This window comes from uncultured Subdoligranulum sp. (genome assembly GCF_963931595.1).
Taxonomy (GTDB): domain Bacteria; phylum Bacillota; class Clostridia; order Oscillospirales; family Ruminococcaceae; genus Gemmiger.
On the sequence record NZ_OZ007030.1, the window covers coordinates 196,000 to 222,025 of the forward strand.

The following is a 26,026-nucleotide window of genomic DNA, read 5'->3' on the forward strand; positions in this document are numbered from 1 at the left end:
CTCGCATCGCTTCATCCCGAGGATGAACATAGAAGTGAGTGGTAGTTGTCACATCGGCGTGGCCCAGCAGGCCCGATACCGTTGCAACGTCGATGCCGTTTTCGATAGCGCGTGTCGCAAACGTGTGTCGCATGGCGTGAAATTTGACATGTTCCAGGTGCAGTTGCCGCAGAATCCGCGAAAAGTAATGGCTGAGGTTGTCCGGGTCCATCACACGGCAGGTTGTGTTTTATTATCTGCGCAATCGCAGGCTGCGCTGCGGGGCGGATGGCACACCCAGACAGTACCGGGTCAGTCCGGTGGGAACGGTATTCAACGATGGATTTTACTATCTGGTGGGGGAGTCGGAAGACCATCCCGGGCGGCTGGTCAGTTACCGGGTGGACCGGATGCAGCAGCTGGAAATTACCGGGGCGCCCCGGGCACTGACCGAGGTGGGGCGCCGCTTCAGCAAGGAGCAGTACAAGCGCCGTGTATTTTCAATGTACACGGGAACCCCCACCCGGGTGGTGTTTCGGATTCAGCCGGAGTGGATCGATGCAGTCACCGATGCCTTTGGCCCGGTGGTGCCGCGGCAGCCGGAACCGGATGGCTGGTACCGGGTGGAAGCGGATGTGGACATCAGCCCCACCTTTTTTGCCTGGTGCTGCCATTTTACCCAAGGATTCCGTATCGAAGGGCCGGAACCGGTGGTGGCGCAGATGCGCGAACACCTGCGCAGCCTGATGGCCCAGTATGAAACATAAAGCTGTGCAAGATGGTTCTTGGTATGGTATAATAATGTCGCAAAATTCAAACAGATGAAGCATGTTGTATTTCCCTGACAGTTCTTGGTATGGTATAATGTATCCATCATGCTTGGGAATCTGTGCATCGTTGTAGTTCCCTGACAGTTCTTGGTATGGTATAATCTCCGGGTTGACGGTACCGCAAAAGCTGGTGTTGTAGTTCCCTGACAGTTCTTGGTATGGTATAATAGACTGTCAAAAAAGCGCTTCAGTACAGGGCTGAAGCGCTTTTTCGTATGAGAAAAAATTATAGAATTGTCAGCTGCTGGACGGCAAAGGGCTCGTCGGCCTCGGTCATCTGCCCCAGCAGAATCTCAATGGAGGCATACTGCTTTTCGGTGATGACAAGGAACCGGATGGCGCCGTTGTCGGGCAGATGATCCCGCAGACGGGCGCGGTGTTTCTGTACGGCGTCCGCACCGTTGCAGACCCGGACATAGACCGAATATTGCAGCATGTGGTACCCGTCCTTCAGCAAAAAATTCCGGAAAGCAGTGGCGTCATGCCGCTGCTTTTTCGTTTTTACGGGCAAGTCAAACAGAACGACCAGTCTCATAAATCTATTCATAGCGGTGCAGTTGTAAAGGCAGCAGGGCAGGCAGAACCAGTGCTTTGCCAGCACTGCGCAGGCTTTGCACCTGCCGCTCCATGGCGTAGGCAACGCTGTGCCGCTGCCCGGCGGAACGGATCTCCATATTGAGCAGATTGAACAGACAGCTTTTCAGGCGGGTATCCAGCGGGGCGTCCGGAGCCACCTGAGCGGCCACAAACAGGTCCACCACGGGCCGGTAGGGTTCCATCATGTCGTCTGCCAGGTTCCAGGCGTTCAATGTGCTGTCGTGGTGGAGCCCCAGCCAGGGAATAAAACCATAAACGGCCAGGCAGCGGGCCATGCAGCCCCGCAGGATGGCGTAGCCATAGTTCAGCGCTCCATTGCGGGCGTTCGCCTCCTCGCTGCGGGTAAAACCTTCTCCGAAAAGGGCAGGAAAATACAGAGCAGCCGCGGTGGCCTCCCGGTTCTCCCGGTCGCCGGAACGCACGCCCTCGGCGCGGCTGCGCAGCAGCGCCGACTCTTTACAGCGTCCGCAAAGGGACAGACATTCGGCCTGATTCCGAATCTTGGCCTGCACGATCTGCTGCCACCACCGATTGCGGGCGGGCTGGGTCCAATCCAGCTGGCTCCGTGTGATCTCCAGCTGACGGCTGTGCCGGGCGAAGGGAAGGGTGAGGGCACAGGGAATATGCTTTTCGTCGCAGGCGAACACCGTGACCCCGGCCCCGGCCAAGGCGGCCAGCGCCGCTGTGGTCAGGGTGCATTGCCGGCTTTCGATCAGCACCGAGAGAAGATCCTCCAGGGGAAAACTGGCGGTAACCTCCCCCTCCACCACCAGCTGTTCCCGTTGGCAGCGAATGCGGCAGGGCGTGGTGATCATCAGGTTGCGGTAGGCCATGGAATCACCGCCTTACCGGAACCGCTGCCGGGTCTCTTTGCCAACAGGACGTACATGGCCAAGCACATCCACCTCGTATTTTTTCAGGGAGACAAGGGTTTTGACGCCGATACCGCGTAACGAGTAAGCTCCATCTGGTGTAAATACTTTTATGTTGCCAGATGAAATATCCATGCTGTTGTAATAACACAAAGCCCGTTTGACCTCCCACTTGGGTGGTAGGGTGCTGCCCTTTTGGGCAACAGTAAAAGAAAGACCGGTTTTGTGTTCGATTTCAATGAGATCGTCTGCGTACAGTGAGAACAGGAAGTCCTCCTCCTTCATCACTTTCCAGTCGTTATAGCTCTTGTGGGCCACCACCGCCCGGTTGGGCAGCTCATTCTTGCGGGTGTCCGATACGTAGATAGGCACCAGATAGTACCCGTCCCCCGGCACAAAGAAGACATCCACCCGCACCATCGTGTCGTTGTCCGCAGCCCCGCGTCCGCCGTGCACCGGCACACTCAGGCTGGCTTTCTCGTACAGCTTTACCTTGCGCACAATCGGTCCCGGGGTACCATCCGCCTTGGGCTTGCGGAACGGCGCCGGCCCGGCAAAGGCTTTCTTGCCATCCCCGCCGAAGGCCTGCAGGCGGGCACGCAGGGCCTCGTACAACAGCTTGTCGCTGGACGGCTGGTAATAGTTTGCAATCTCGCCGGTCTTTTTGTCCAGCGTCAGGGCGGTCAGGGGCTGCTTGACTACCAGCAGGCCGTCGTCCAGCGCCTTGGGGCTCTTGATGGTTTCCTTGTGGGCGGCGCCCGTTACCTTGTGCTGCGGCATCCTGGATACAAAGACCGGCTGGATGGATGCTACATCAAACTGACTGTAAAAGGCGGGGTTCCATTGCAGCAGATTGTCCTGGGGACACTGGCTCAGCCGTTGGATCAGTTCATCCCGGAAGTGGGGCCACGGGGCGGGGAAGCGCTCGCCGGTACGGCTGTGCACCGAACCGCTGCCGTCCGCCTCCTGCAGATAGGCTCCCTCGATGCGATGGTAGTAGCCGGAGATCTGCTGTACCATCCCCTGGGTGGCGCAGGCAATGACCGCCGCGTCCAGAGCGTGGTGCAGGTCTCCGTCCGCCCGCACCTTGGTCAGCCCCCACCGTTTGCGCAGATGACTGGTCACGCCGCCGGCCAGCGCCATCACCCGCTGCTTGCCGGCAGCCGGGTGATCGGCAAAGGCCAGATGGTCCCGGATATAGTTCAGCAAAAAGCGGGCCATGTACTGGGTATCCTGCAAATTGCGCTGTTTGAAGCCGGTCTGTTCTTCTTCGCTCAAAGATTCCCGCAAAAGATTTTTCTGCTTGCGGTAGTTGCGTACCTGGGTCTTGGTCCATACGATGAACTTCTCCCGGCGCTCTCCCTGCAGATATTGCAGCGGCAGACGGTTGCCCTTCTGGCGGTTTTCGGCAGCCAGAACCAGCACCTTGTTGCTGCGGGTATCGTCGAAGCTGATGCTGTAAGGGACAATGTGGTCCACCTCGGCATAGCCCGGCTCAAACAGATGCTCGGGGGCAATGTATTGCAGAGAATAGGCACAGCGGTGGTCCTGCTCCTTCCAGAGCCGGTATTTGACCAGGTCCTGCCCGGTGGGCTCCAGCAGATGGAAGGTCTCCCGGATCTCCTTCATCAGCCGCTCGTTCTCTGCGGCGTTCTGCTCCATCGAATCCCGCGCCTTGTTGCGCTCCTGCAATGTCTGGTGCAATTCCCGGGCCAACTCCAGATGCAGCCATACCGGCGGCTGCCCCATCTCCCGGATGATGGCATTCACCACCTTGATGGTCTGGGAAACAGCCCGGCGCACCACGGGGCTGGTGATATCCTCCAGTTCCGGCGCCGATGCGGGCAGTTTGGCCGTCTTTTCGGCATAGTTGTGGGCGCGAAAATCCAGCCCGGCCTGGGTGCAGGCCTGGTCGTAGGTCAGACCCTGCAACAGCCAGGGTTCCAATATCCGGCAGGCTTCCAGGGAAATATGCCCGGTGCCGGAAAAATCCAGCCCCAGCAGGGCATCCACCTGGGCAGGCGTCAGACCTTTGTCGGCCAGCAGCGTGCGGCGGGCATCTTCGTCCCGGTGCAGCGCCAGCAGGGTGACAATTTCATCCCACAGGGGAAAATCCGGGGCATCTGCATGCAGTGCCTTGCGCAGGGTGTGGGTACCCTTTAAGGCGGGGAGCTTGTACTTCTTCTCGTAGCTGTCGGGAGTGCAGTCCACCCCGTAGCGTACATCGGCAAAGCGTACATTCTCCCCCCACTGCAGTTCCTTGCGGATGCGGGGATAGGAAATGGTTTCCACCCGGTAGGCCAGTGCCAGCAGCTTGGCGCGTTCTTCCTCCGTCAGGGCACGGGTCTGCCCGTTTTCTGTCACGCGGAGGTGGTTGATTTTTTGCAGCAGCGTGAACCGCTCAAAGGTAGGTGTGTTTTTGAAGGCGCGCTTCTTGTCCGGCAGCAGGGTGCAGCAACCGACCCGTGCCGCCCAGCCACCGCGGTAGGGGCTGTCTCCGCCGGGGCCTTCGTCAAAGGAACGCTGACGCAGCAGGATGGAAAGATACTCGGCTTCCAGTTCCGGCGTAGCCCATGGCTGGCTGAAACCGCGCTGGGCAGCAAACAGAGCCTGGGCCTCCAGGGCAATCTCGTCCCGGCCTACGGTGGACAGATAGTTCTCCCCCTTGTTGCGTTTATGGTCCGCAAACAACGGGTCTTTATAGAGCATCTCGCCCACCGTGCGATACCCATGTTCTTCCATGCGCTGCCGGTTTTGGGTGACTGCCTGCAATAAGATGCCGTCCTCTTTGCTGTTGGCGGCCCGGCGGTTGCTCTTGAATCCGCGGCGCTGCATCAGGTGCAGCAAAATGCGGGCAAAGGCCTGGGCTGTGACAGGTTCATCCAGCGCACGGGTACGCAGGGCATAGATATCTTCCAGATGGCCGGCAGCAAACAGGGCCGAGAGTTCTTCCCGGCTGGCAAGCCCGGATTGCTCCAGCAACTGGTACAGGTCCTGCTTGCGCAGTGCTTTGCGTCGTATGCGGCGGCGCATACTGCGGGCCATGCGGCGCGGGGCTGCCAGACTTTCTCCTGTTTTGGGCTGCTCCGCCCGGGGAAAAATGCGGCTGCCCAACCAGATCAGGCCGCAGGGCTGTGCCTGGTCGTTCAAGGCCACAACGGACCATCCCACAGATGCTACGCCGATGTCCAGACCGATTCCGTACGGCCACTGCATAGAATCAACCTCCTGAAGAAAAGAAGTTTGTATAAAAAAAGATGACGCCCTGCAAGCAGGGCGTCAGAGCTCTACGGTGTACTACCTTATTGTAGTAACCATAACAGTTCTTGGTATGGTATAAGAACTGTTTTTAGTATAGCATTTTCACTCTGCCTTGTAAAGGAGAAAATGATCGGATTTTTCTGAAATGTAGGATATCTTCATACTATCACAGAAAAAATAGGATTGCTATACTTGTTTTGGCGGTATAGGCAAGGATTGCCTGGCTTGCGGTCGTTTGAGGAGAAGAGCGGGTACACGATCATCTTCTCCCCGCGATCCCGGCGTCTCCCGCTCTTTCCCGGAAAGCAAAATTTACCGGTTCGCCGTCAGGCGGCGGGCCAGGGCCATCAGGCGGCCCGCGCAGGCACGCAGGTCGGTTTCGGTCAGGCGGCCGTCCGCCAGGGCGGCGCGGATGTCGGCGTCATCATGGGGATTGCCCGGCATGATGACATCGTTGCCGGCGGCGGCACAGCGCCAGGGCTCGCTGCCATCGGCGGGGACGGTGGTGTTCCAGTCCGACATGATGAGGCCGTCAAAGCCCCACTCGCCCCGGGCCACCACGGTGCAGAGGTCCCGGTTGTTGGCGGCCTGCACCCCGTTGATCCGGTTGTAGGAGGTCATCAGGGCCGCGGGAGCCGCCGTCTTGACGGCAATCTCAAAGCCGCGCAGGTAGATCTCCCGCAGGGCCTGCTCGGAGACCCGGGCATCCACCCCCATGCGGTGGTCCTCCTGGTTGTTGCAGGCAAAATGTTTGATGGTGACCCCCCGGGTGCCGTCCGCCTGGACGCCCCGGGTGACGGCGGCGGCCATCAGGCCGGAGAGCAGCGGGTCCTCAGAATAGTACTCAAAGTTGCGGCCGCAGAGGGGGTTGCGCTGGATGTTCATGCCCGGGGCCAGCCAGAGGTCGATGTGGAACTCCGCCATCTCGGCGGCGATGGCCCGACCGAATTCCTCCAGCAGGGCGGGGTCCCAGCTCTGGGCCAGGGCGGTCCCCACCGGGAAGGCCGTGCAGAACTGGTAGTAGGTGTCAGCGCCCTCCAGCTGCCGGGGCGCGTCCAGGAATCCGTTTTCCAGGGAACCCAGCACCCCGGTGGGGATCACCCCACCGTCGGCGGGGTCCACCTGGTAGCTCTGCCGCAGCCGCAGCCCGGCGGGGCCGTCCGCCATGATGAGGGAGGGGACGCCCCGGGAGGCTTCCAGCGCCTCGGAGGTTTCCCCCGCGGAGCCGGGCACCCGGATGCCCGCCGAACCCAGGGTGCTGGCGCCCTGGGTGATGTTGCCGTAGAGCAGGGGCACCAGCTCCTCCACCGGGCCGTCGGCCATCGGCACGGGAGCCGGAGCGGGAACTTCGTCGGGCAGCGGCGCAAAGGGGAAGGCGGGCAGGTCCAGGGCCGCGGCGGCTGCGGCTTTTTCCATGGCCGGGGCGGCGGGGCCCGCCTCCCCGAAGGGATGGTGCAGCGGGCAGATGGGATGGGTGGTCTCCAGCACCACCTCGGCGTCCACGGTCAGGTGGGCGCAGGGAGCGGCCTCTGCCAGGCTGCCCCCCGCAAAGAGGGTGTAGACCCCGGCGGGGATCACCCAGGCGCCGCGCCCGGGCAGGAACTCCGCCAGCTGTTTCGCGGGTACGGCCACCGTCACGGTCTGGCTCTCCCCGGGGGCCAGGGGCCGGGTCTTGGAAAAGCCGGCCAGCCGCCGGTATTCCCGGGCGGTGCCGGTCTGGGGACAGGCGGCATAGAGCTGGGCCACCTCCCGGCCGGTGAACCGGTCACCGGTGTTGGTCACCGTCAGGTCCACCTCCACCCCGTGATCGCCGGGGCGCAGGGCCGTGAAGGCGGTGGAAAAGGTGGTGTAGGAAAGCCCGTGGCCGAAGCCGAAGAGGGGCTCGATGCCAAAGCTGTCAAACCAGCGGTAGCCCACATAGAGGCCCTCGGCGTAGTCTTCCTTTTCCAGGTCGCCGTTGCAGGCCCCGAAGGTATCGGCGCAGGGGTAGTCGGCGTAGCGTTTGGCCCAGGTGGCGGTGAGCTTGCCCTCCGGTACGGCCTTGCCCAGCAGGATGTCGGCCACGGCCTCGCCGCCCTGCTGCCCCGGCTGGGAGATCTGCAAGACAGCCAGGGAATGGCGGTATTCCGCCAGCAGGTCGGTGAGTTCCACCGGGCCCCCGGCGTTGAGGACCAGTACCAGGGGCAGGCCCGCTTCGTTCAGGGTGCGCAGGTCGGCCATTTCCCGGTCGCTGAGCAGGTAGTCCCCCGCGGTGGGGGTGCGGTCCTTGCCCTCGCCGGAGATGCGGCTGATCACATAGATGGCCGCAGAGGCGCCGATCAGGTCCTGCAAAGTTACCGGACGGCCCTGGGGCAGCACAAAGGGGTTGGCCGCATAGGCGTCAAAGGGATTTTCCACCTTGGTGGCATCGTCCAGGATCTTGTCCTTCCAGGCCAGACGGGCCGCGGTGTAGCGGTGTTCATAGTCGGTGATCCAGTCTTCGCTGGTAAGGGCGACCCCGGCTTCCTGCAGCCCCTCATAAAGGGAGACATTGGCCCGGTTGTTCACATCGCCGGAGCCGATGCCGCCCTTGACGGTATACCCGGCGCCGGCACCGAAGAGGGCCACCGGTTTGTCGGGGGCCAGGGGAAGCACGCCGTCGTTGCGCAGCAGGACGATGCCCGCGGCGGCTGCCTTGCGGGCCAGGGCGGCGTGGCGTTTTTCCCGGGGGGAGAGGGCAGCCCGGCGGCTGCCGCTGTAGGTGTGTGCAGATTGCATGGTGTACAATTCCTCTCGAAATGATGGATAGGACGCGGAAAACCGCCATAGCAGGATACTATGACGGTCTTCCGCACTACAGGAGAAAAAAGGGGAAAGCAGTTTATTCCTTGACACCGCCCAGGGTGATGCCGGCGATGATGTACTTGGACAGCAGCAGGTAGACGATGATGATGGGCACGATGGCCACGGTGATCATCATGTAGATCTTGCCCATGTCGAAGTTCATATAGTCGGCGCCGCGCAGGGTGGCGATGAGGATGGGAACGGTCATCTTGTCCTTGGACTGGATGATAAGGGCGGGAACGAAGTAGTTGTTCCAGGAACCCACGAAGGTGAAGATGGCCTGCACCGCCACGGCGGGCTTCATGATGGGCAGCACGATGCGGTTGAAGGTCATGAACTCACCGGAACCGTCGATGCGGGCGGCCTCCACCAGGGAGAGCGGCAGCGAGGACTCCAGGTAGCTGTACATGAAGTAGAACACCGCCGGGGACGCGATGGAGGGAATGATGAGGGGCAGCAGCGAGTCGTAGAGGCCGATGTTGGTCATCAACCGCAGGAAGCCCATGGCGGTGACCTGGGTGGGCATGACCAGAATGGCCATGATGAAGGTGAAGGCCACCTTTTTCAGCTTGAACTGGTAGGCATAGAGGCCGTAGGCCGTCAGGGCGGAGAAGTAGGTGCACAGCGCCGCCGAGCAGCTGGAGACGATCAGGCTGTTGATGATGCCCTTGAACATGGGGAAGCTGCCGTCGTTGGCCACGTTTTTCAGATTTTCCAGGAAGTAGTTGCCGGGCAGCCAGCTGAAGCCCTTCTGCAGGTCTGCGTGGGAGCGGGTGGCGTTCACCAGCAGGATGTAGAAGAAGAACAGGCACAGGAAGGACAGGACGATGAGGACCAGATAGGCCAGGACGGTTTCCGCCCGTTTGTCTTTGATATGTTTCATGCTTTGGTTCCTCCTTTGGCGTGCTTCCGGTGTTTGGCGGTGCTATCACTGCCGTTGGTCATCCGGTAGACAAAGAAGCAGAGGATGCCGCTGACGATGAAGAGGTAGACCGACAGGGCACCGGCCATGCCGTAGTTGCGGCTCTTCAGGTGGCTGTTCAGGAACATGATCAGCGTCATGGAGGTACGGTCGGGGTTGCCCTGGCCGTTGGTGAGGATCTGGGGTACATCGAACATCTGCAGACCGCCGATGATGGAGGTGATGAGGGTGTAGGCCAGAATGGGGCGGATCAGCGGCAGGGTGATGGAGAAGAACCGCCGGAAGCTGCCGCAGCCGTCCAGCTCTGCCGCCTCAAAGATGTCGGGGCTGATGCCCATGATGGCGGCCATCAGCATGATGGTGGTGTTGCCGAACCACATCAGGAAGTTCATAAGCCCAATGAGGGACCGGGTTCCGAAGGTGGTGCCCATGAAGTCGATGGGGGTATCGGTCAGCCCGATGGACATGAGGATGGAGTTGATGGGGCCGTTGGTGGAGAAGAGGGCGAAGAAGAGCATGGCGAAGGCAGAGGCCATGATCAGGTTGGGCAGATAGATGATGATCTTGAAGAACTGTTTGCCGCGGATCTTCAGCCGCACATCGGTGAACCAGTTGGCCAGCAGCAGAGCGATGACAATCTGGGGCACAAAGCCGATGAGCCAGAGGATCAGGGTGTTGCCGGCGTAGCCGACCATGTCGGATTTGAGCAGTTCGGCATAGTTTTCCAGGCCGATGAAGGTGGGACCGATCTCCTTGATGCCGGAGCGGTAGTATTCATAGAAGCTGTACCGCACGGTGTCCACCAGCGGGATCAGCGAGAAGATGAAGAAGGCCAAAAAGAACGGAAGGATGAAGATGTAGCCCCATTTGGCGTAACTGAGACGATGTTGTTTTTTCTTGTTCATAGGTCACCGTTCCTTTCCGGAAAAGGCTGCCGCACCGGGGTGCGGCAGCCGGTTTTCATTCCGTAGTCTGTTTGAGGCAGGATCACTCCGCCCACTGGATCTCGGTGATGTCGGGGTAGCGCTCCTTGATGGCGGTCTCAAAGTTGGCCTTGGCGCGGTCGTAATCCACGTTGCCCTGGAAGTAGTCGCTGAAGGCGTTCTGGATCAGCTCCACGCAGCCCTGGTCATAGGAGGACAGCGGCGCGATCTTGATGTTCTCGGCAACAGGGGCAAAGTACTCGTAGGCGTTCTGGCCGCCCAGGAACTCAGAGGCGAAGGAGGCGTCGGTAGCCGCTTCCTGCATGCCGCTGACGGTGTTGGTGAAGTCCTGATAATCGCGGGAGATCTTGATCAGGTTGTCCTTGTTGGCGGTGAGGGCCAGGATGATGTCCTTCACGTGCTGGGGGTTGTCGGTGCCGGTAGCGGCATGGATGTAGGAACCGCCCCAGTTGTATTCCTGCGGGGGATTGGTGACGCCCCAGGCGCCGGTCTCGCCGTCCCAGTTGGGGGTCAGGGTGAAGTCGATGCCCCAGGCAGGCAGCAGGAAGGCAAAGACCTTGGAGGAGGAGCTCATGGACTTGTTCCAGTCATCGTTCCACTGGCCCTTGACGGTCTTGTCGAAGTAGCCGGCATCCAGCCATTCCTTGGAATCCTTGATCCAGTTCATGATCTGGGGATCCACCTTGACGGTGGTTTCCCCGGCGGTCACCCAGGGCTGGGAGATGCTGTTGCCGTACAGGCGGAAGGTGTCGGCGTAGGAGGCGAAGGTGTAGTAGCCCTTGGCCTTCAGTTCCGCGGCGGTGGCTTTCAGGGTATCCCAGTCCTTGACCTTTTCGCCCACGGCAGCGGGGTCATCGGTGCCGAAGACATCCTTGGCGATGTCCCGGCGGTAGACCAGCAGGCCCGGGCAGCACTGCCAGGTGGAGCCGCGCTGCACGCCGTTCTGGTCGGAGGCGGTGGTCTTGGTGAAGGGGTACTGGTCGGCCAGGTCGGTGTCGGGGTCGATGCCCAGGTCGGTCAGCGGCATGGCCACGTCGGCGTCGGCATCGGTGTACTTGAAGACGTAGTCGGTCTCAGACAGGAAGATGTCCACCTTGTCGTCATCGGCGGCGGTGGCCTGGTTCAGCAGGGCCTCGTCCAGCTTCTGCTGGTAGACGCCGTCCTGGTTGGGGTTGATGACCCAGTGAATTTCGGTGCCGTCCTTCAGCTTGGTGACGGTGCCGTCGTCGGAGGTGCTCTCCACCTCGGGGTAAACGGCTTCCAGACGGGTGCGGAACTCGTCGTTCCAGCTGTAGATGTTGATGACGGCGCCCTCGGTGCCGCCGGTGGCCGCAGCATCCCCGCCGGTCTCGCCGGTGGCGGCGGACGAACCGGCGCTGCTGCCGCCGCAGGCGGCCGGCAGGCTGGCGCTGATGGCTGTGGCCATCAGAAGAGAAACAACGCGTTTTTTCATGCAGATAACCTCCTACTTTGCTGGTACTCCCGCATGGAGTACCGAATCCCTTAGTGTGACCCTATTATAGCGTGAAGTGAACGTTGGGATATATTAGAATCAAACAAAAAATATCAAATCCATGACTGCTTTTTGTCCAAAATGCGGCTTTTTGACATAAGAAAGGCCCCCGGACCGTTGCGGGTGCGGGGGCTTGGTAGTATAATGGGAGCAGAGAGTTCCCCGCTGACGGCCAGAGGGCGGCAGCGGACGGCGCCACAGAAAGCGGGTGTAAGATGAGTTACCAAAAGGAATGGCTGCTTCTGGAAGCCAACGATGAAGTGGATGAAATTGAACACCGGGATCCCAGCGAAGAATACCAGTTCTACCGGGCGGTGGCCGACGGCGATGTGGACTATGTGCGCCATAATTGCGAGCTGGGCCGCTTCCGGGAAGGGGAGGGCGTAGGCCAGCTTTCCCGGGACCCGGTGATGAATCTGAAATACCATTTTGTCATCACCACGGCCATGGTCACCCGGCTGTGCGGCCAGCACGGCATGGAACTGGAACAGGCCTTCCGCCTCAGCGATTTTTACATTCAGAAACTGGACGATCTGCATACCGAGGACGAGGTCTGCGCCCTGCATGACGAGATGGTGATGGATTACACCAAAAAGATGCGCAAAAACCTGCGCAGCGGCACCAACTCCAAACATATCAACGCAGGCAAGGAGTACATCTACGCCCACATCAAGGAGCGGATCACCATCGAGGACCTGGCCGACGAGCTGGGGGTGTCGGCCAGCTATCTCTCCCGGCTGTTCAAAAAGGAGACCGGCATGTCGGTGTCGGCCTACATCCGCCAGCAGAAGATCGAGATGGCCAAGAACCTGCTGCGGTTCAGCGACAGTTCCCTCATCGACATTGCCAACCAGCTGGCCTTTTCCTCCCAGAGCCATTTCATCCAGCAGTTCCGGGAGGTCACCGGCATGACCCCCAAGAAGTACCGGGACGAATGCCGCCTGAACCCCTGGGACGACTGAAAAACGCATAAGAAACAGCCCCCGCCGTACAGCGGGGGCTGTTTCTTTAGAGCGGGTGCCGGGCAAGAGAGATCACAGCACCAGCAGGATGTCGTTTTCGGCCTGCAGCTTGTCAGCAGGCAGGTAGTTGTCGGGCAGGGCCTCCCCGTTGAGGGTCAGGCTGGCAAAGCCGCTCTCCTTGCCCTGGGGATTTTCCACCCGGATGTGCAGCTTCTTGCCCCGGAAGTCCTTGTCCATGGTAAAGCTCTTCCAGCCGGAAGGCACCGCGGGGGCCAGCCGCAGACCGTTCAGGTCGGGGCGCAGGCCCAGGATGCCCTCCACGCAGCCCACCATGACGGTGGACGCCGTGCCGGTGAGCCAGTGCACCTGGGAGCGGCCGAAGTGGGCGCTGGCCGGGCCCTCGGTGAACTGGCCGTAGCAGTAGGGCTCCAGGCGGCGCACTTCCGCCCGGTCGTTCTGGGCGGCGGGGGCGTTCTCGGTAAAGTAGGTGAAGGCCCGGTCCCCGTGGCCGCAGAGGGCTTCGGCCAGGATCAGCCACCCCTGGGACTGGGAGAAGATGCCGGCATTTTCCTTGGTGCCGGGGTTGTAGATCACCGCCAGGGCGCCCTCAAAGGCATGGGCGTGGTAGGGCGGGTCCATGAGCACCGCGCCGTAGGCGGTGTTCAGCCGGTCGTAGACCTGGGCCATGGCCCGGTCGGCCTGGTCCTTGTCCGCCAGCCCGCTGATGACCGCCCAGCTCTGGGGGTTCAGCCAGAGGTTGGCCTCCGGGTCGGCGGCGGCGCCGATGCGCTGGCCTTCCTCGGTAAAGCCGCGGATGAACCGGTCGCCGTCCCAGCAAAGGTCCTGGATCTTCCGGGCGGTGTCGGTCATCGTTTCTTCCAGATGGCGGCAGGCGGCCTCGTCCCCCCGGTCGGCGGCAAACCGGCGCAGGATCTCGAGGGCATAGTAGAACTGCAGCGCCACAAAGGTGGACTCGCCGTTGGCACCCAGCCGCAGGCAGTCGTTCCAGTCGGCGTAGAGACCGGCGGGCAGGCCGTGGGGACCCAGATGATCCAGCGAGAACTGCACCGCCCGCTTCAGGTGTTCGTAGACGGTGCCCTCGTCCCTGTTGGCAAAGGGGATGACTTCGTCCAGGAAGGCTTTGTCCCCCGTCTCGGCCACATACTTGTAGACGGTGGGGAAGAGCCACAGCGCGTCGTCGGCGCGGTAGGCCGGGTGGCCGGTCTCCGCCACATAGGAGGCATCGTCGGGGGTATCCTCATGGCCGGGGTTGTGGGTGAATTTTACAAGAGGCAGACCGCCGCCGTTGTCCACCTGGGCGGAGAGCATGAACCGGATCTTCTCCTTGGCCATGGCCGGTTCCAGATGGATGATGCCCTGGATGTCCTGCACCGTATCCCGGTAGCCGTAGCCGTTGCGCAGGCCGCAGTAGATGAGCGACGCCGCCCGGCTCCACACAAAGGTGATGAAGCAGTTGTAGGCGTTCCAGGTGTTGATCATCGTATTGAAGGCATCGTCGGGGGTGTGGACCTGCAGATGGTCCAGCCGTCCGTACCAGTCCTGCTTCAGGGCCTCCACCTCGGCGGCACAGCGGGGGGCGGGGTCGGCGTAGCCCGCCACCAGGGCGGCGGCTTCCTCGGAGGGCTTCATCCCCAAAAGGAAGGCCACGGTGCGGCTTTCGCCGGGGGCAAGCTTCACCACGCAGGAGAGGGCGCCGCAGGCGTTCTCGTTGTAGCTCAGAACGTTGCCCAGGCCGCCGGATGCCACGCCCTGGGGGTCGCCGTAGTCATGGTAGCGGCCCAGGAAGGCTTCCTTGTCGCCGCAGTAGCTGGCCACTTCGGCACCCGCCAGCCCGAAGAACCGTTCGGTGACGTTCTTGCCGTCCACCAGTTCGTCGGCGGGCTGGGCGTCCAGGTTGCCGTGGATCTGCTGGGTGATGCGGTTGCCCGCAAACAGCGTCCGGCTGATGAAGAGGGAATACTGCAGATTCACCTGGTCCTGCTCGTAGTTGTTGTGGTTGGTGAATTCCGCGTAGCCGGTCAGGGTCAGTTCCCGGGGGGCGTCGGTGGTGTTGGTCACCGTCAGCTCCCAGACTTCATGGGCGCTGTCCTTGGGCACATAGTAGACCGCTTCGGCGTGGATGCCCGCATAGTCGGAGAGCATCCGGGTGTAGCCCATGCCGTGGCGGCATTCGCAGGCGTAGTCCTGCAGGTCCTTGCCCACCGGCTGCCAGGAAGCCGACCAGAAATCCCCGCTGGCGTTGTCCCGCAGGTAGAGGTACCGGCCGGGGCGGTCAAACTGGTTGAAGACATAGCGCAGGATGCGGCCGTTGGCGCCGGACTTGGCAAAGCTGTAGCCGCCGGCGTTGTTGGAGATGATGGCGCCGTACTCCGGCGAGCCGAGATAGTTTACCCAGGGGGCGGGGGTATCGGGGCGCTGGACCACATACTCCCGGTGGGCATCGTCAAAATATCCGTATTGCATCAGGAAGAATCCTCCTTGTTTTTATACCAGTTCCGCCGTGATCAGGCCGCCCTCGGCGGGCAGCTGCTCTACCAGGGCGCGGGGCAGCTTCACGGTGCCGTCGGCGCCGGGGGTCACGGCGGTGTCGCCGCACCGCACTTCGCCCAGGCGGTAGCTGCCGGCCTCCTTGCGGGCGGCGTTATGGTAGCGCACCGTCAGCGGGCGGCCCGCAAAAGTCAGCCGCAGTTCGGCGGTGCCGGTTTCATCAAACTGTTCGGCGGTGAGCTGGGGGGCCAGCAGCAGGTCGCCGGCCTCGCCCCGGACGCCGAAGGCCTGGGTGATCATCGTCAGCATGAACCAGCTGGCCGCGCCGGTGAGGTAGTGGTAGACCCCCCGCCCGTCGGTGGAGAAGTATTCGGGAATGCCAGGGTAGATGCGGCTGGTCTCAAAGTGCAGGGCGGCGTCGGCCAGGGTTTTCAGGGCCTTCCAGCCCTCCCTGGCAAAGCCCCGGCGGTAGAGGGCGTTGGCGTACATCACCGTCATGTGGCTGAAGACGGCGCCGTTCTCCTTCTCGCCGTAGGCAAAGCCGAACATCCGGCCCAGGTTGAATTTCAGTTCGCCGAAATCGGTGTTCAGCCGGTAGCCGCCGATCTCGGGGCGGTAGAGGTAGTGGTCGGCGCTGCGCACGATGCGGCGCACCTGTTCCTCGTCGGCCACCCCGCCCATGACGGCAAAGACCTGCCCGGTGAGCATCATCCGCACACCGGCGGGGAAGAACCCTTCCACCCGCTGGCCGTCGTTGTCGTAGTAGCTGTTGAACCAGCCCTCCTCGCCGCCGTCGATCCATTCCTGGCGGCGCAGATGGCCGGTGAGCCAGTCCGCCCGCTTTTCCAGGTCGTCGGCCAGGTCGGTCAGGGGCACCCGCACGGTGCGGCCGCTCAGGGTGTGGCGGCAGCGCTCCAGGTACTGTCCCAGCAGTGCCCGCTTGCCTTCCCGGTCGTCGTAGTCCTGGCCGGGGCGCAGCAGCACCGTCAGTTCCTCCATCAGCTCCGCTTCGCCGCCGGGGCTGCGCCCGTCCAGCTGGCGGAGCAGGGCCGCCAGCGTCCGCAGATTGCCCGCGTAGGCGCAGGTGAAGGCCACGCTCTCGCCGCGGTCGGCGGCCATATCCAGGGCGTCGTTCCAGTCGGCTCCCCGCAGGCGGTAGAGGTTGTGTTCGCCCACGTCGTAGAAGGCGGTGAGCTGCTGGAGCAGCAGGTGTTCCAGCAGGGTGCCGCGGTAGACCTCCCCGGCTTCGGTGCGCTGCCAGCTGCCTTGTTCGGGGGCCCAGGCCTCGTCGATGCCGTTGCCCCGCATCGCCTGGGGGTCCTTGAAGTAGGGGGCCTTGCGGTCCAGCAGGGCCAGGTCGCCGGTCTGGTCCAGATAGAGCTGGGTGGTCATCTGGGGCCAGAGGGCGTGGTCCATCCAGACCCGGGCAATGCCGTTGCGGTCGGCGATGAAGTTGCCGTCCCCGGCGCCGATGATGGTGGCGTTGGTGCCGTCCACCCGCACGCCGCCGAAGTTGGCCTCGATCATCCGGCCCACCTGACCGGGTTCCATGAGCAGCAGGGAAAGGCAGTCCTGCCACAGGTCCCGCCAGCCCCGGCCGCCCCGGCCGTAGTCGTGGTGGGGCAGGAAGGAGCAGCCGAAGAGCCGCCGCAGGTAGGGCTGGAAGCAGACCCACTTCATCAGCCGGTCGCCGTCGGCGTCGCCGGTGGCAAAGGCCACGTTGACCTTTTCCTTCCAGTAGCGGCGGGTCTCGGCCAGGGCGGCGTCCACCTTGGCGGCGGTGTCATACCGGGCAAAGAGCCGGTCGATGGCCTTGTCGCTCTCCTCCACCCCCAGCAGCAGGATGTACCGGGCCGAGGCACCGGGGGCCAGGGTCAGGGGAGCAAAGCGGAAGGCGCCCATGGCCTCCCGTCCGGCGCGGCAGGCTCCCGCCGGCACGCCGGGGTAGTTTTCCAGCACCGCCCGGGGATGGGTGAAGCTGCCGCCCTCCCCGATGAACTCCTCCACCGTGGGGTAGAAGGCTGCCGGGGCCTGGCCGTCGGCGCCGTAGCCCAGCAGATAGTAGACTTTTTGGTTGGGCCGGTGGCCCCGCTCGTCAAAGGACATGGTGGGGCAGACCCGCACCCCGTGGACGGTGGTGCGGATGCGGTGGAGCATGGAGGTCACGTTGCGGTGGTCCCGCAGGTTGTCGGCGCTGCGGCCGTAGAGGGGCACCGCCCCGTAGGGGGTGAAGGTGAGGGTGCTGTCGGTGATGTTTTCCACCGTGACGCTGAGCACTTCCACATTGTCCCTCACCGGCACAAAGCTGGTCAGGGTGGCATGCACCCCCGCCGGTTTCAGTGTGCGTTCCAGAGTGTGCCACATAAAGCCCGCCGTCAGGCGGCTGTCGTCCTGGGCGGGGGTGAACTTCACCGCCTGCTGGGCCGCCGACGCGCCGGTCAGCGAAAGGGCGGTGCCGTTCGCCCCCGCCAGCCAGAAATTCCGGGTGGAGCGGTTGTTGTGCAGGTTTTCCACACTCACCGGCTCCAGCAGAAAGGTCTCCTGGTCCAGCTTGGCGTCGCCGCCCAGGTCCGGTGAAACACAGCTCTTCAGCCCGGCTTCGGAAGCCAGCGGGAAATACAGCTGGCTGATCTCTTCGGGGCGGTCCAGTGTGAAACTGCCGTCCGCATCGATAAAATGAGGATGCTGCAAGGTGAATCCCTCCTTGTTGTTTTTCTGCGTCCGGCAGGGCCGGACAAACTGCCGCGAGTCTTTCTTTAGTATCATCATAGCGAAATTTCCGGAAGCGAAAAACAACAAAGCGGGCAAAAATATCAGATTCATGACATTGTGCAAAAAAACCTGTTTTTGCGGCGGCTTTATGAAAAAAACTCAACAAAAAGCACAAGAAAAGAATAAAATATGGATGGATTGAAGAACAGAGGCGTTGGAATCTTGACTTTATATCCGTGGATTATGCTTTTGTATCTTTTCTGTTTTGTCAATGGATTGGCTTGTATCGAATAGAGGCGATACCTCGTTTGCCCCCGCAAAGGCAACGTTACTTTCGGAGGAAAATATATTTTTTGAAAGTCCCTGTTATGACCTGCCCCGGATGCTATAATGAGAACAGAAACAAACCCCGAAGGGCAGCCTCTCCGGGGGGGCAGGAAACAGAAGGGCAGGAGGCATGCTGCCATGACGAATTTACCATCCACCGAAACGATGGAACGCATCTCCCGCCAGGAACTGGCAGACAATCTGGACGCCGTGCTGGACCGCGTGCTCCGGGAGAACATCGGTCTGGTCATCACCGATGAGGGCAAGGATGATCTCGTCCTCTGCCCGTCCGCCTGGCTGGATCCGTTCCACACGGAGGACTTCGGGTCGGTGATCAACTGCGCGCTCCGCTACGCCATGCACGCCGAAGACAAGGAGAGTGAGGCGGTCATCCGGTATCTCCGTCATCGCTGCGGGATATTGGATGAAAAGACGCTGTCGGTGGCGGTTGCGGACCTGGACAGGGAGCTGAAACAGCCGTCGCCGTCGCTCAAGAACCCGCAGGTCTGGCAGGAACTGCAGGGAATGTTCCGGCAGCAGCTGGCCGCGCTGCGGGAGGATTCTTTGGAGGGTGCGACAGAGCAGGACTCGCTTGCAAAGAACGATAAACCGTAGTATTCTGGTGAAAAGACTCCGGGAGGCCTCCTATGAAATTGAAACAATGGGCGCAGGACTGGTTTGCCGCCTGGCAGGCGTCCTATGCCGGTTCCTACAGGACCGCACAAGTCCTATCAGGGGCTGCTGCAGAATACGATCCTGCCTCGCCTGGGAAGATATGAGCTGACAGAACTGACGCCTCTGCGGCTGAAGCAGTTCACCCCACTACACGAGGGTCTTTTTATTCATGTCTACTAATTCTGGGGCAGTTCAAAGCAATTCCACCGCAGTGTTTTTGTCTTTGGTCAGGGAGGAATTCTCTGGTGCAGTCCCTGAAACCGGGGCTCCCCCAGGGCCTCCAAAAGTTCTGCCGGATTTTTGGGCAGGGCACAAATTGACGGCCCGGCGTTTTTTGCCTATACTGAAGGGGAAGCAATGCAAAGGGGGCGCGGCCGGTGAACATACCATACATCGTGGGAATGGGCGCGGCCTACACCGCCGCCCTGGGGCTGCTGGTGCGGCGGCTGCGCCTGCCGGGGCGGGGCTATCTGCCCGAAAAAATACTGTGCAGCCTCTGCTTTGTGGCTGTGGCGGCGGTGTGCGCTGCCCTGGGCAGCCGTCCTGAAGCTTTCTGGCATTTGCTGCCGGCGCTGCTGTGCTGTGTGGCGGGGGATGTGATGCTGGCGCTCTACAACCACCTGCGCCGTCCTAGGTTGTTTCTGGCGGGGCTGGGGGCCTTTCTGGCCGGGCACGCCCTGTTTGTGTGGGGCCTGTGCCGGCTGCAGCCCATGGGCTGGCCGGTGCCGCTGGCCGCGGTGCTGGGGGCGGTCGGTGTGGCGGTGCTGTCCGCCCTGCCGGGCATGCAGACCGGGCGGATGCGCCCCTGCGTGGTGGTTTACGCAGCCTTTGTCTCGGCGCTGCTGGGCAAGGGACTGCAGCTGGCCGTTGGCATGGGGCAGCCCTGGTGCTTTCTGGTGCTGGCCGGGGCGGCGCTCTTCTGGATCTCCGATCTCTTGATCCTGTTTTTGTATTTTTACCCTTCCCGGCACCCCGCCGTGCATGTGGCCAATCTTTTGACCTACTACTATGCCATGTTCTTCATCGCTGTCAGCCTCGCGTTCTGAGAACGGAGACACTTTATTAAGGATATACGAAAAGGCCGGCCAACCATTCGGTTGACCGGCCTTTTCGGTTCTTCTGTAACGGCATCAGCGGTTCAGGGCCAGGAACAAAAACCCGCCGGAGAAAAAGAGGGGGCCCAGCCGGAACAGCTCATGGTCCCCCGTGAACAGAGGGAGAAACCAATGCCCCACGAGAAACTGCACGGGTTTCAAGTCGTAGAGAAAAACGGGCCACAGGCCCAGATAGATGGTCAGCCATACAAGGTAGTAACACAGGCCCACAAGTCCCAGAACCAGCAGTACACGTCGTGCCGGGATGTTGCGGACCCGGATGTCCACCCAGAGAGAGGCCAGGGAGGGGATCAGGCAGCCCAGTCCCAGAACTCCCAGAGCAGGCACGGCCAGGAAATAGGCTATACTGGGATACGGAATGAAGGTCTGGGCCGCTTGACGGATGAGATAGGGCTTCAGGGTTACCTCCATAATCAGCCAGGCGATCACCACCACAGCGGAGATCGCCGTGCACACCCGATACCGCCGCTGGTACCGGGCGAAGGGGGCCTGCACCACGCCGGGGCCGTAGAGCAGCTCCTGAACATCGGCGCCCAGCGCCTCCGCCAGGACGACCAGTGTCTCGGCGTCCAGACGGTTCTTCTCGGTCTCCCAGGCGGACACAGCCTGCCGGGTCACATGGAGCCGCTCCGCCAGCTCTTCCTGGGTCAGTCCTGCGCGCTGGCGCAGCCGCTTGCAATTCCGTCCGATCATACTGGTTCACCTCCCGTGTTTTCTGATTCCATCATACCAGGAGAGGGCGTATTTGTCACGCAATGCTTCGTTGCGGCCTGCTTTTTGCGGCAAAATCGGCCAGAAAAAGGAGAAAATCTCTTCTTTGCCCCCGCAGCCATCAAGGCCCGGTCTCTTTTTGTGCCGCAGCGCGGCAAAACCGGGCTTCCCCTCACCAGCCCTTGGCCCGGGCAACCTTTTTCGGTGATTTTACTTTGTTCAGCCCTTGGCCCGGATGCACAAGGGCAAAAAGCACCACCGAACCCACCAGGACCGCCAGCAGCGTGAGGGCAGCGGACGCCGGGGAATAGTGCACAAAATCGTAGCCGGCGCCGCATCGGGGGTCCACCAGGATCAGCACCGCCTTGGCCGGGTAATAATTCAGCATGGCGGCTTCCATGGAAGCAAAAAATCCGTAGACGAATGCCGACGCGGTGCAGGCATACACCCCCTCCACAAACAGGGAGGCTAGGATGGTAAGGGGAAGCACCGCCACGAACACCAGCAGGTTTCCTGCCACGATCCGGGCCAGCCATTCTGCAAGGACGGGCAGGGCGGCATCGGGCAGCCCCATGGCAAAACACAGGGCGGTCCCCAGCAGGAAACTGAGGACGCTGAACCCCGCCGTCATGAAAAAGAGCACCGCCAGTTTGCCCAGCAGAAGCCGCCGGAGGGAGAGAGGAACGGTCAGGAGGTTTTTCAGGGTATCGTCGGTATATTCCCGGCGGGCCATACAGCCGCCAATCAGGACGATCATGGCGGGGAAAAAGTAGATACAGTTGCTCTCCAGAAGATTGTTCATCACCAGCGGAAAGGTCTTTTGCACCCCGTCGCGGGCCAGCGCCGGGGCAAAGCCGTACAAAGCCGCCAGGATCGTCACAAGGCATCCTGCCTTGACCATGCCGTATCGTCTGAGTTTTCTGAGTTCGGCAAGCACAACATGCATTCGGTCATCACCTCGACCATTTCTTATAAAAGCGTACCAGCAAAAGGACGCAGACCCCAAAAATAAACAAAAGGTAGAGGACCACCCGCAGATAGGCGCCCGATGGCGGCGGCGTCAGCGATGCCAGACCCAGCGCCGCCTTTCGCCATGCCAGAAGCCGGGATACGAACATGAGCCCGTTCAGCAGCGGCAGCCAGAGGGAAAGGGCCTCATGGGAGGCAAAGAGGATCAGCAGCAGCCAGTTGACGACGGCATACAAAAAGGAGAGCAGCAGCGACAACAGATAGCTCTGGTTGCTGTAGATTACCAGCACCACGACCGGCAGGGAGACCGTAGCCATGGTGATTCCCGCAAGGAGGAAACAGACCAGCTTGAACGGCACATCGTAGAGGGTGCGCGGTTCCAGCACAAAGCAGAAAAGGGTGACGGCCAGTCCCGAACAGAGGGCGTAGAGTTCCGACCACAGATACAAAACACCCAGCTTGGCGAAGATCAGCTGGTTCCGTGTGACGGGGATCGCCTGCAGATTCTTGAAGGTGTCGCAGTCCCGCTCCGAAAAGAAGAGAAGGGCGCCAATGCAGCCAAACAGGCAGGGCAGCAGCAACATGGCGCCGTAGGCCAGCGTATAGTTGACCAGACTGTCATAGAAAGCATGAAAATCTGTTATGTCCGCGGCATCCGCCAGACTGGATCTTGTAAACACTGTGAGGGCCGCCGGAAAAAGCAGGGCCAGGGAAGTCAGGAGCAGAAGGCTTTTGCTGCGTTTGAGCTTGTACAGTTCGCACCAGACCAGTTTACGCAATGCCCTCACCTCCCGTCACCTGTTTGAAATGGTCTTCCAGGCTTTCTTCGCAGGTGCAGACCTCCGACACTTCCAGCCCGTTCTTCACAAAGGCGGTGACCATTTTGCCTGCCGACACATCCAGATTGTACAGCCGCAGGATGTGGTCGTCCTGGATGGAAAAGGCGGTCTCCTGGAACTGCCGTTCCAGAATGGCGGCTGCCCGGGCGGTATCCGACACCGCAAAACGGATGTGCTTGCGGCTGTTCTGTTCCAGTACAGCCAGGCTCTCCTCCTCCAGCAGGACACCGTGATCGAGAATGCTGATAGAACATTTGAGATTTGTGCTTTTTGCTTTGCCATAAATGTAAATTGTTGATATTTTTTGGCTTCTGTGTTGAATAAGTGTTGTTATAATGCTACACTGGATTTAGTATAGGTTGAACAATGGTCGTATTTGCTGAAGCAATCATGAAGTAATGCGATCATACATCTATTGCCGTCTTTATTGTGTTTGGCGTATTGCATCATCGTGTGTCTGAATGGATACTTGTCTATGAAGGAGAACGGTTTATGAGAAATCTATCTGTATTTTTGGCTTGCTTTATGTTAGCTGTCAGTGTCAGCGGCTGCACTTTTGGGCAGCAGGAGGAGGAAAGCAGCTCACCGGCAGCATCTTCTTCCCAGCCGGCATCTGTGAGTGAGGAAGAAGTGGCATCAAAAAGTGAAGAAGCACCTGCACCAACAGAAGCGGCCTCCGCTTCTGGCCCATCGGAGGACACTGCGGAACCTCCTGCCGATGCAGAGCCTGAAGCTGATGCGTGGGAGCAGCAGGCGGTGGTTCTCACGGATCAGATCGTAAATTGCTGCCTGCATACTTTCGACGAAAGCGTCGGCATCACAGCGCTCAACGAGCGGGAAATATTCCAGTTCGTTGCCACACTCAGCCGTTATAAAGATGAATCAGGGTATCCCTATGCCGCCGCTGTAACTATCACCGAGCCTGATTCCCAGAATCCGAACCTTGTGGCCCATGTTGCCGAGGCGGATGCGCAAAGCATCGCGTACCAGCTTTTCGGTGTATCGAATTGGTCCTATGATGCGCCAGACTGTTATGATAGCTTTGTACCGGAATACTACTTCAATCTGGAGGCAGGCCTGCCCTATTCGCCATATTCCCCCCAGGAAGCTACAGCTGAAATGACGGGGGATTCCGTAGTTGTCTCCTTCCGTCTGACGGATTCCGATAGCTTTGCCTATGCGGCAGGGGACCAGCGGAAGGATTTTGGGCAGTTCCAGGCGGTTTACCAGATAATATCAGAAGAGGGAAAAAACTTCTTGCGTTTTCAGGGGATTTCCCCGGCATAATAGAAATGCGCCCTGATGCAATCAGGAAACACCAAAAACACGTGGGATTTCTTTTGACCATGATACATTGAAGGAGAAACAGATTATGAAATTTCAAAAAGTGAACGCGACTTTTTCTCTTGCGCTATGCGCCTGTTTGCTGGCTGGATGCGGCATTCCAGCCGCACCAGCATCTTCCACATCCTCGCAATCGGTATTGCCGGATTCGGCAAGCTCGGAAAATACAAATCAAGAGGCGGAGGACGCAATCTCTTCTGCAGCGCCGTCATCGGAGTCTGTTGCCGTGGAGGGTACTTCGGACGCTTCCAACGATCAAATTCAAGCTCTGACTTCTCAGAAGGAAATAACAGTTGATGAATCGGATCTTGCATCCTATACGCAGGACCTGAGCCGCTTTTTTCATGAGCCTATAGCAACTACAAAAGACATCCCGCTGGATTACGATCTGTCTTTCTTTCTTTTGTACCAGACGTTTGAAAACAACCGCGCCAGCTATGAACAAAACGAGAACTACTTTTGGGAAATACCCGAGAGTGATCTTCTGCAAACTGCCGGGGATTGTTTGGGACTTTCGGATTTGTCACTTGCCGATATCACGGAATGGCCGTTTGGCGCGCCGCAGAACGGCATCTGTTACTATACCGAAGAGACCTCTTTGCCGTATAGTGATGCCACGACAACCGAGGTGACCTGCGATGAGAAAACCGGAGAGGCCTCGGTATCTGTGGAAATACGTGACAGCCAGTATGAAGATGCTTCAGGCCAGACAGCCCACCTGATTTATCACTTCGTATGTGCCGAAGGCGAAGAAGGAATGCCGGTTTACTGCCTGCAGTCCATTGATACTGAATGATTTCGAATAACACCATGAACAGAAGCCCCTTTTTATCTCGTGTGGTATCTTGCCCGGTGTACATACCGAGCGACCATGTATGGACGGCAGAACTATGAACGATGGTATTCCCAGCTTTACAGGAGGTGCAGACATGAAGCTTGCAAAAGCATATTTGGCGCTTTCTTTGGCCCTTTGCGCCTGTTTGCTGGCTGGATGCAGCATTTCCGATACTTCGTCTTCGGCGTCCTCGTTGCCGGATCCGGCAAGCAGTGCGGCGGCGGAAAGCAATTTGCAGCAGAATACGTGGGAGGAGGTCCCCTCTGTACCGCAGCCCACCCCTTCGCCTGCCGCGTCCGAATTTCAAAGCTCGGTCAAAGGCGAGGACAACACACCGGAATACTTTTGGTCTCTGGCCAGTCATGACCAATACCTGTCCGGCGTGGTAACCGATTGCCATTTTACGGATTATCCTCAGGATTCCTACATCTGTTTTCATGCGGATGGGCGGGAGTATCGGGTCGAGGGCAGCCTGGGGAAAAAACACGAAGGATTGCTGCCCTTTCATTCGGTCTACTCGTATTCCGGCAAAGAAGCGGATGAGTGCAGACCAGGATGGCAAATTGTTGTCTATTTTGAAGACCAGTTGCCGGAAAATGAGACCACCATCACACAGCCCAAAGAGATCTATCTGTTTCTGCCAGACAACGCCGATATCGTCAATGCATGGATAGGGATAACGGACTACGAATTGACAGCTCTGCGAAAAAACTATGATGCCATGGAGGAAAAAGAAGTCTTTTCTCCCCAGGAGGCTATGCGGCGGGTCGCTCAGCATATAGGATTGGAGAACCTTCAGGAACAAAGCACGTCTCCAGGCATTTATGTATATACGGACGGACAGCATACAATATCGTTCCAAACACTTCATTACAATAGATACTATCAATTGGATCGAAATGCCTGTTATGAGCTGTATGCGTATGACCCAAATCGGGCCGCTCGTTACCTGGACCCAGCTTTCCCGGGAGAAGGCATTCTATCCCAGCCGTTCATAGAATATGAGGTCCTTGACCAATATGATCAGTGCCACGATCTTTATTTTGTTTCCATTACCGGGGAAGTATCGAATATGCAAACAGTCTATGATATGAGCAAAGGCATATTGGTCAAGCAATAAAGGGTGAACAGGCCCCGGAAAGCAACCTGTACTCGAATCAAAATTCAGTGTGATGCCCAGTGAAATAGGATAATTCCTTTTGGGGTAAGTTTTCTCGGTTGATTTGTTGCACCATTGATCATTCAATAATGCCTGAATAAAAAACAGATGCGGGCGTCCGATTGTCTC

21 protein-coding genes, 1 pseudogene and 1 CRISPR repeat array are annotated in these 26,026 nt (G+C 59.8%); of the genes and pseudogenes, 9 read left to right on the forward strand and 13 right to left on the reverse strand.

Annotated features, from left to right (window positions below):
- Positions 1-224: 224 nt before the first annotated feature.
- Positions 225-746: a WYL domain-containing protein gene (locus ABGT73_RS00975; RefSeq protein ID WP_346667984.1), complete on the forward strand. Its 522-nt coding sequence runs from the start codon at positions 225-227 to the stop codon at positions 744-746.
- Positions 747-750: 4 nt separating this feature from the next.
- Positions 751-977: a CRISPR direct-repeat array (repeat unit 29 nt; unit sequence TTCCCTGACAGTTCTTGGTATGGTATAAT).
- 58 nt (positions 978-1,035) lie between these two features.
- On the opposite strand, the gene cas2 is transcribed toward ABGT73_RS00975, so the two are convergent.
- The 7 genes from cas2 to ABGT73_RS01010 all read right to left on the reverse strand — a co-directional run bounded on the left by cas2 (position 1,036) and on the right by ABGT73_RS01010 (position 11,681).
- Positions 1,036-1,356, reverse strand: a complete 321-nt coding sequence (cas2, locus tag ABGT73_RS00980) for a CRISPR-associated endonuclease Cas2 (RefSeq protein WP_330031161.1) — start codon at positions 1,354-1,356, stop codon at positions 1,036-1,038.
- Positions 1,349-2,239, reverse strand: coding sequence for a type II CRISPR-associated endonuclease Cas1 (gene cas1, locus ABGT73_RS00985; protein ID WP_346667985.1), 891 nt, complete (start codon positions 2,237-2,239; stop codon positions 1,349-1,351). The genes cas2 and cas1 overlap by 8 nt, the downstream gene beginning before the upstream one ends.
- Positions 2,240-2,251: 12 nt before the next feature.
- Positions 2,252-5,494, reverse strand: coding sequence for a type II CRISPR RNA-guided endonuclease Cas9 (cas9, locus tag ABGT73_RS00990; protein ID WP_346667986.1), 3,243 nt, complete (start codon positions 5,492-5,494; stop codon positions 2,252-2,254).
- A 357-nt stretch (positions 5,495-5,851) separates the two neighbouring features.
- Positions 5,852-8,296: a glycoside hydrolase family 3 C-terminal domain-containing protein gene (locus ABGT73_RS00995; RefSeq protein ID WP_346667987.1), complete on the reverse strand. Its 2,445-nt coding sequence runs from the start codon at positions 8,294-8,296 to the stop codon at positions 5,852-5,854.
- Between the two features lie 103 nt (positions 8,297-8,399).
- Positions 8,400-9,245, reverse strand: coding sequence for a carbohydrate ABC transporter permease (locus ABGT73_RS01000; protein ID WP_346667988.1), 846 nt, complete (start codon positions 9,243-9,245; stop codon positions 8,400-8,402).
- Complete coding sequence (locus ABGT73_RS01005) at positions 9,242-10,189, reverse strand: sugar ABC transporter permease (protein ID WP_346667989.1); 948 nt, start codon at positions 10,187-10,189, stop codon at positions 9,242-9,244. Before ABGT73_RS01005 ends, ABGT73_RS01000 begins: the two co-directional genes overlap by 4 nt.
- A gap of 82 nt (positions 10,190-10,271) precedes the next feature.
- Positions 10,272-11,681 (reverse strand): ABC transporter substrate-binding protein, encoded by a 1,410-nt coding sequence (locus ABGT73_RS01010; protein ID WP_346667990.1) that lies wholly within the window; start codon positions 11,679-11,681, stop codon positions 10,272-10,274.
- A gap of 275 nt (positions 11,682-11,956) precedes the next feature.
- Between ABGT73_RS01010 and ABGT73_RS01015 the strand changes: the two genes are divergently transcribed.
- The gene (locus ABGT73_RS01015) at positions 11,957-12,703 is read left to right on the forward strand and encodes a helix-turn-helix transcriptional regulator (protein ID WP_346667991.1); all 747 of its coding nucleotides are present in this window, start codon (positions 11,957-11,959) and stop codon (positions 12,701-12,703) included.
- A 72-nt stretch (positions 12,704-12,775) separates the two neighbouring features.
- Here the strand turns inward: ABGT73_RS01015 and ABGT73_RS01020 are convergent, their stop codons facing one another.
- Together ABGT73_RS01020 and ABGT73_RS01025 are read right to left on the reverse strand one after the other, a co-directional pair.
- The gene (locus ABGT73_RS01020; RefSeq protein WP_346667992.1) at positions 12,776-15,187 is read right to left on the reverse strand and encodes a GH36-type glycosyl hydrolase domain-containing protein; all 2,412 of its coding nucleotides are present in this window, start codon (positions 15,185-15,187) and stop codon (positions 12,776-12,778) included.
- Between the two features lie 21 nt (positions 15,188-15,208).
- The gene (locus ABGT73_RS01025) at positions 15,209-17,902 is read right to left on the reverse strand and encodes a GH36-type glycosyl hydrolase domain-containing protein (RefSeq protein WP_346667993.1); all 2,694 of its coding nucleotides are present in this window, start codon (positions 17,900-17,902) and stop codon (positions 15,209-15,211) included.
- A 1-nt stretch (position 17,903) separates the two neighbouring features.
- On the opposite strand from ABGT73_RS01025, the gene ABGT73_RS01030 reads away from it, so the two are divergent.
- The 4 genes from ABGT73_RS01030 (at position 17,904) to ABGT73_RS01045 (ending at position 19,971) form a co-directional block, all read left to right on the forward strand.
- The gene (locus ABGT73_RS01030; protein WP_346667994.1) at positions 17,904-18,125 is read left to right on the forward strand and encodes a hypothetical protein; all 222 of its coding nucleotides are present in this window, start codon (positions 17,904-17,906) and stop codon (positions 18,123-18,125) included.
- A gap of 263 nt (positions 18,126-18,388) precedes the next feature.
- The gene (locus tag ABGT73_RS01035; RefSeq protein WP_346667995.1) at positions 18,389-18,865 is read left to right on the forward strand and encodes a hypothetical protein; all 477 of its coding nucleotides are present in this window, start codon (positions 18,389-18,391) and stop codon (positions 18,863-18,865) included.
- A 32-nt stretch (positions 18,866-18,897) separates the two neighbouring features.
- A complete protein-coding gene (locus ABGT73_RS01040; protein WP_346667996.1) occupies positions 18,898-19,029 on the forward strand; it encodes a hypothetical protein in 132 nt (43 codons plus the stop codon).
- Positions 19,030-19,302: 273 nt separating this feature from the next.
- Entirely contained in the window at positions 19,303-19,971 is a 669-nt protein-coding gene (locus ABGT73_RS01045; RefSeq protein ID WP_346667997.1) for a lysoplasmalogenase, read from the forward strand.
- Between the two features lie 84 nt (positions 19,972-20,055).
- Here the strand turns inward: ABGT73_RS01045 and ABGT73_RS01050 are convergent, their stop codons facing one another.
- The 4 genes and pseudogenes from ABGT73_RS01050 to ABGT73_RS01065 form a co-directional block, all read right to left on the reverse strand.
- Entirely contained in the window at positions 20,056-20,733 is a 678-nt protein-coding gene (locus tag ABGT73_RS01050; RefSeq protein ID WP_346667998.1) for a helix-turn-helix transcriptional regulator, read from the reverse strand.
- 190 nt (positions 20,734-20,923) lie between these two features.
- Complete coding sequence (locus tag ABGT73_RS01055; RefSeq protein WP_346667999.1) at positions 20,924-21,697, reverse strand: ABC transporter permease; 774 nt, start codon at positions 21,695-21,697, stop codon at positions 20,924-20,926.
- A gap of 7 nt (positions 21,698-21,704) precedes the next feature.
- Positions 21,705-22,499, reverse strand: a complete 795-nt coding sequence (locus tag ABGT73_RS01060; RefSeq protein ID WP_346668000.1) for an ABC transporter permease — start codon at positions 22,497-22,499, stop codon at positions 21,705-21,707.
- Positions 22,492-22,806 (reverse strand): annotated as a pseudogene (locus tag ABGT73_RS01065) (ABC transporter ATP-binding protein); the annotation flags it as partial. The gene ABGT73_RS01060 and the pseudogene ABGT73_RS01065, both read right to left, overlap by 8 nt.
- 245 nt (positions 22,807-23,051) lie before the next feature.
- Here ABGT73_RS01065 and ABGT73_RS01070 point away from each other — a divergent pair.
- The 3 genes from ABGT73_RS01070 (at position 23,052) to ABGT73_RS01080 (ending at position 25,858) form a co-directional block, all read left to right on the forward strand.
- A complete protein-coding gene (locus tag ABGT73_RS01070) occupies positions 23,052-23,846 on the forward strand; it encodes a hypothetical protein (protein WP_346668001.1) in 795 nt (264 codons plus the stop codon).
- Positions 23,847-23,931: 85 nt separating this feature from the next.
- Positions 23,932-24,699 (forward strand): hypothetical protein, encoded by a 768-nt coding sequence (locus tag ABGT73_RS01075; RefSeq protein ID WP_346668002.1) that lies wholly within the window; start codon positions 23,932-23,934, stop codon positions 24,697-24,699.
- Positions 24,700-24,832: 133 nt separating this feature from the next.
- Complete coding sequence (locus tag ABGT73_RS01080; RefSeq protein ID WP_346668003.1) at positions 24,833-25,858, forward strand: hypothetical protein; 1,026 nt, start codon at positions 24,833-24,835, stop codon at positions 25,856-25,858.
- Positions 25,859-26,026: the final 168 nt, after the last annotated feature.